This window comes from Methylobacterium sp. WL116 (genome assembly GCF_008039455.1).
Taxonomy (GTDB): Bacteria; Pseudomonadota; Alphaproteobacteria; order Rhizobiales; family Beijerinckiaceae; genus Methylobacterium.
The window spans coordinates 1-4,174 of the sequence record NZ_VRUV01000409.1; the positions used below are offsets into that span (position 1 = coordinate 1).

Annotated in this window: 5 protein-coding genes and 1 pseudogene; 1 reads left to right on the forward strand and 5 read right to left on the reverse strand. The window is 67.3% G+C overall.

The features are described 5' to 3' along the window. Positions 1-313: pseudogene (locus tag FV223_RS21565) on the reverse strand (urea ABC transporter permease subunit UrtB); the annotation flags it as partial. A gap of 13 nt (positions 314-326) precedes the next feature. Beyond that, positions 327-1,553 (reverse strand): transporter substrate-binding protein, encoded by a 1,227-nt coding sequence (locus FV223_RS21570; protein ID WP_147728917.1) that lies wholly within the window; start codon positions 1,551-1,553, stop codon positions 327-329. 266 nt (positions 1,554-1,819) lie between these two features. Between FV223_RS21570 and FV223_RS21575 the strand changes: the two genes are divergently transcribed. Next, complete coding sequence (locus FV223_RS21575; RefSeq protein ID WP_187274695.1) at positions 1,820-2,188, forward strand: transposase; 369 nt, start codon at positions 1,820-1,822, stop codon at positions 2,186-2,188. A gap of 199 nt (positions 2,189-2,387) precedes the next feature. On the opposite strand, the gene FV223_RS21580 is transcribed toward FV223_RS21575, so the two are convergent. The 3 genes from FV223_RS21580 to FV223_RS21590 form a co-directional block, all read right to left on the reverse strand. After that, positions 2,388-2,837 (reverse strand): MFS transporter, encoded by a 450-nt coding sequence (locus FV223_RS21580; RefSeq protein WP_147728919.1) that lies wholly within the window; start codon positions 2,835-2,837, stop codon positions 2,388-2,390. Positions 2,838-3,005: 168 nt separating this feature from the next. Beyond that, on the reverse strand, positions 3,006-3,209 hold the full coding sequence (locus FV223_RS21585; RefSeq protein ID WP_187276200.1) for a hypothetical protein: 204 nt from the start codon (positions 3,207-3,209) through the stop codon (positions 3,006-3,008). Between the two features lie 568 nt (positions 3,210-3,777). Then, positions 3,778-4,017 (reverse strand): hypothetical protein, encoded by a 240-nt coding sequence (locus FV223_RS21590; protein WP_147728921.1) that lies wholly within the window; start codon positions 4,015-4,017, stop codon positions 3,778-3,780. Positions 4,018-4,174 lie beyond the last annotated feature (157 nt).

Sequence of the window (4,174 nt, forward strand, 5' to 3'; positions counted from 1 at the left end):
CGCCGGTCGCGGCATCGCGGCCTTCGCTGCCCCCTGGGCGATCGAGCAGGACCGACGTGTCCCCGACGCAGGCGAGGCGTCGGTCGAGCAGCGCCCGCAGGATGGAGCCGGAGAACGCGAGGTCGTCGGGGCTGGCGGTGGCGGCGGATCGGACAACATCATCCGCGCCGCGAGCGAGGCCGGCTCCGTCGCTGCAGACGGCCCTGGCGAGGGCCGAGCGGTCGATGGGGTCCGCAGCGGCCTGCGCCATCGAAGCGGACACCATCAGGATCAAGGCGAGGGCGACCCGCACCCCGCGAACGAGAAACGACACCGGTTGCGGCAACTCAGCCATACGGGCTGAACGGCACAGGCTTGGGGGCATCCGGCGACTGCCACAAGACGTCGAAGCCGCGCTTCTCGTTGACCGAGCCGATGAAGATCCCGCGCGAGACGTAGTTGTTCTCGCCTGTCATGGTCAGCGTGTAACCGGACGGTCCCTCGTAGCTGAGCCCTGCAAAGGCCTTGCGCACCTCGGGCACCGCGAAGCTCTTCGCCTTCGCGGCCGCCAGCGCCCAAAGCTGGACGCTGTCGTAGGCCGACACCATCGGATCGATCACCGTGTCGGCGCTGAAGGGCACGTTCTTGGCCTTCACATAGGCCGCCCAATCCGAAAGGAACGCCGCGTTGCGTTCACCCTTGGCGGCCTGAAGGTATGCCCAGCAATTGAGATGCCCGACCAGCTTGGTCGTATCCAGGCCCTCCAGATCCGCCTCGACCATGTCGAGGCCGAGGATCGGCACGTCGGTGGCGAGAATGCCTTGGTTGGCGAACTCGCGTAGGAAGTCCGGGATCGAGGAGCCGACGACAGTGAGGACGACGATCGGCTGGCCGCCGGGCTGGGCGGCGAACGTGCGGATCTGGTTCACCAGCGTCTGAAAGTTCGAGAAGCCGAGCGGCACGTACTCCTCGCGCCACGCGCTCTCGGCGATGCCCTTGGACGCCCAGTATCCCTTCAGGATCTTGTTGATGGTCCGCGGCCAGACGTAGTCCGAGCCGATCATGAAAAAGCGCTTGGCGGACACGCCCTCGGACCCCATCAGGTAATCCACGGCCGGCAGCACGGAACTTGCCGGCGGCGAGTTCACGTAGACGACGTTCTTGGAGTTCTCCTCGCCCTCGAAATGGAGCGGATAGAACAGCAGGCCGTCGTTCTGCTCCACCACCGGCAGCACGGATTTGCGCGACACCGAGGTCCAGCAGCCGAACAGGGCGGCGACCTTCTCCTGTTGCAGCATCTGCCGGCCGATCTGCGCGTAGAGCGGCCAATCGGAGGCCGGATCCGAGGTGACGACCTCGACTTGGCGCCCGTTGACGCCGCCCTTGGCGTTCAGCTGGTCTGCAGCCATGCGGACGACATAGTTGAGCCGCCCCTCGATGTTGGCCATCGTTCCAGACGATGAGAACAGGCAGCCGAGCTTGACCGTCTCTGCCGCCCAAGCTGGGCGAATCAGGGCTGGGGCGGCGAGCGCCGCGGCGGTTCCGATCAAGCCCCGTCTCGTGAATTCTGCCATCGGACCCATGCCCCTGCCTCGCTGTCGGATTGTCCGGGCGCGGGGCTGTGCGCGGAAGACCAAAGTGACTGCAGGCATGGCGGCGGCGTGCGCAAATGGCCGGCATGGCGCCCGCCCTGTGGGCGCGGTCGTGCCCAAACGTCAAAATTGCCGTTTGGGCGTCGGTCCGGCTCTTGCAGAGATCGGGCATTCCAAGGCGTCGAGGGCGCCGCGAAGACTGCACTTGCATCGCGGCGACCGGACGGCTCCGAACAGGGAAGCTGCGCATGCGTCGATCCCGGCATACCGACCAGGAAGTGGCGTTCCTCCTGAAGGAGGCCGCAGCCGGGACCGCCATCGCGGAGATCTGCTCCGCCGCGCACGTCTCGATCGGTACGTTCTACCGCTGGCGCCGACGGCTCGGCGGCCTGCCGCCGGAGGGTGTCGAGCGGCTGGGGCAAGTCGAGCGCGAGAACGCGAGGCTTCGCGACGAGGTCCTGCGCCTGCGCAGCGCCTTGCGCGCCGCCTCCACTCACGCGTCCGATGCCCGTCGTGCGCCCGGCGCGAAACCGGACAATCGTATACCGGCGCCCGTGCATCATCGCGGCGGTGCCGCCTCCGTCGGTCGCTATGCCTTCGTCCGTGGAGCGAATTGACGAACCACCGCGGCGACGCCGGTCGACGGTCACGTCCGGAGGCTGTCGGAATGTGAAGGGCGCCACCACGTGATCCTGACGCGAGATGATCCAGGCGGCGTTGAGCGACGTCATGAACGGGCTTACAGCACCGCTCGGGTGAAGCCGTCGGCGCTGAATTGATCGAGCGGTCCGACGGCACTAGGCCGGGACCCGGCATTCAGGCGTTTGGGCGCTTTGGCATCAGACCGGCGGCGGCAGCGATGTAGGCGACCACGTTCGCGACGATGGCGACGAAGACGGCATCGACCAGCACAGAGCCACGGGCGGCGAGGATCCCTCCGATCGAGCTCGTGGCCACGAGCCCCGCACGGGCGACGGCGGTGTTGAACCCCTGGGCCAAGCTACTGTAGCGTTCGTCGACGGAACCGACCGCCGCGCTCGTGAGCGGTGCCACGGCATAGGCCATGCCGAGTGCCGCGACGAAGGTGCCGGGCAGAACCGTCGACCCGTGGGCGTTGTGTCCGCCGATACGCAGAAGCAGAGGGAACCCGGCCGCGACGGCCAGGGGACCTGCAATCAGGCGGGGTCTGGACGCGATCCGGCCCGCGAGGCCGCTGAGAACCAGCGAGCCGATGGCGACAACGAGTGGTAGCGGCAGGAGCGCCACCCCGGCGACCGTCGAACCCGAATGTCCGAGAGCGGAGACGGTGCGGACCGGGCAGTCTTCGTCCGGCTTCCGCGTGTGAGGCGCCGCATCGATCCGCCGCGATGCTGGAGCGTCATGACGTCGGAGCGTCGTGATGCCGTGGCCCTTCGGATCGAGGTGCGACGGTTCTCAGCTCGTGTCCCGGTAGGGCGGCAGGCGGCCGCTCTCGCGCAGCACCGCCTCCGTGCCCTCGATCAAGAGATCGTTGACCTCGCAGGTGCGTGCAAACGAGCGTTCCATCGGGCGCTGTAGCAGCACGGCCGGCCGGTCGACCTTTGCGCGCCGTGTTGCCTCGCGGAGTGACGTGAGTGCGCCGCGCAGCAAGGTGCGCACGTCCGTGGCGCCGGGCATTTGCGGTGACCGTCTGCAAGCAGCTACAAGTAATGACGGTCAAGCTTAGGCATGGCCGCTCGATTCGAGCAAATCGATTGTCAGTCGAGCGATCCGGTTCCGCACCGACGTCTTGGCTTTCATCGACGATGAATCGCCATTCAGGGCTGCTTAAGCATTTTAGGCTTACGACCTCGTCCACCCTTCCCCACCATTGCCTGCTACCTGCTGCTGACGGCCGAGCAGGACGCCGGAGGTTGCCTTGGTTTGGCGTATGGCGTTGCCCGAGCGTGCTCCGAACCGGTTCAAGCGTCCGCCCTATGGTATGGCACTTGGACTTGCAGAACGGATGGCATTGCCAAGTCTCCGAAGCCCGGTGTGATTATTGCCAAGCTGCGGCCAGCGGATGTCCGGGCCCGTAGTCCGGCACGCCTTGCGGCTCCGACAGCGGGCTCCGATCGGCCTGAGGAGAGATGGGCCAGTGACGGGTTCGGGAAAGCAGGGTCGGGCCACTCGGGGGCATCGGGGCTTCCTCGTCGGGGTGCGTGGGATCCGAAGGTGGCCTGGGCGTTTAGCCCATGAAGTGCCAGGCGGCCTCGGACGTCGTGCGCTCGTGGGAGACGATGCCATCGGGTCGGAGCCCGACCTCGTCGATCCGGGCCTTCTCCGAGTGGTCGAGGGCGAGGTCCCGCTCCTTGGCGGCGGCGGCGTGCTCGCCGTTCGCAAGATGCCTGGCGGAATGCCGGTAATGGGCGGCGGCCCGGTCATGCTGGTGCGCGGCTTCCTCGCAGATCCGTGCCATCTTGCTCATCGCCATCGTCCTTCCCCCGAATTGGTGCCCATCAGCCGCGTGCGGCCCTCGTCAGCCGCGGACCTGGCTCTGCGCCATGTCGCGGTCCCACGTCGTCCTGGCCGCCTCGCGGGCGGCGGTGCGGAAATCACAGGATGCCGTCGCGGCCTCGATCAGC

What these genes read in the sequence shown, in the direction of transcription:
- FV223_RS21570 (WP_147728917.1), bottom strand. Translation starts at nt 1,553, where the DNA reads ATGGCAGAATTCACGAGACGGGGCTTGATCGGAACCGCCGCGGCGCTC.
- FV223_RS21575 (WP_187274695.1), top strand. Translation starts at nt 1,820, where the DNA reads ATGCGTCGATCCCGGCATACCGACCAGGAAGTGGCGTTCCTCCTGAAG.
- FV223_RS21590 (WP_147728921.1), bottom strand. Translation starts at nt 4,017, where the DNA reads ATGAGCAAGATGGCACGGATCTGCGAGGAAGCCGCGCACCAGCATGAC.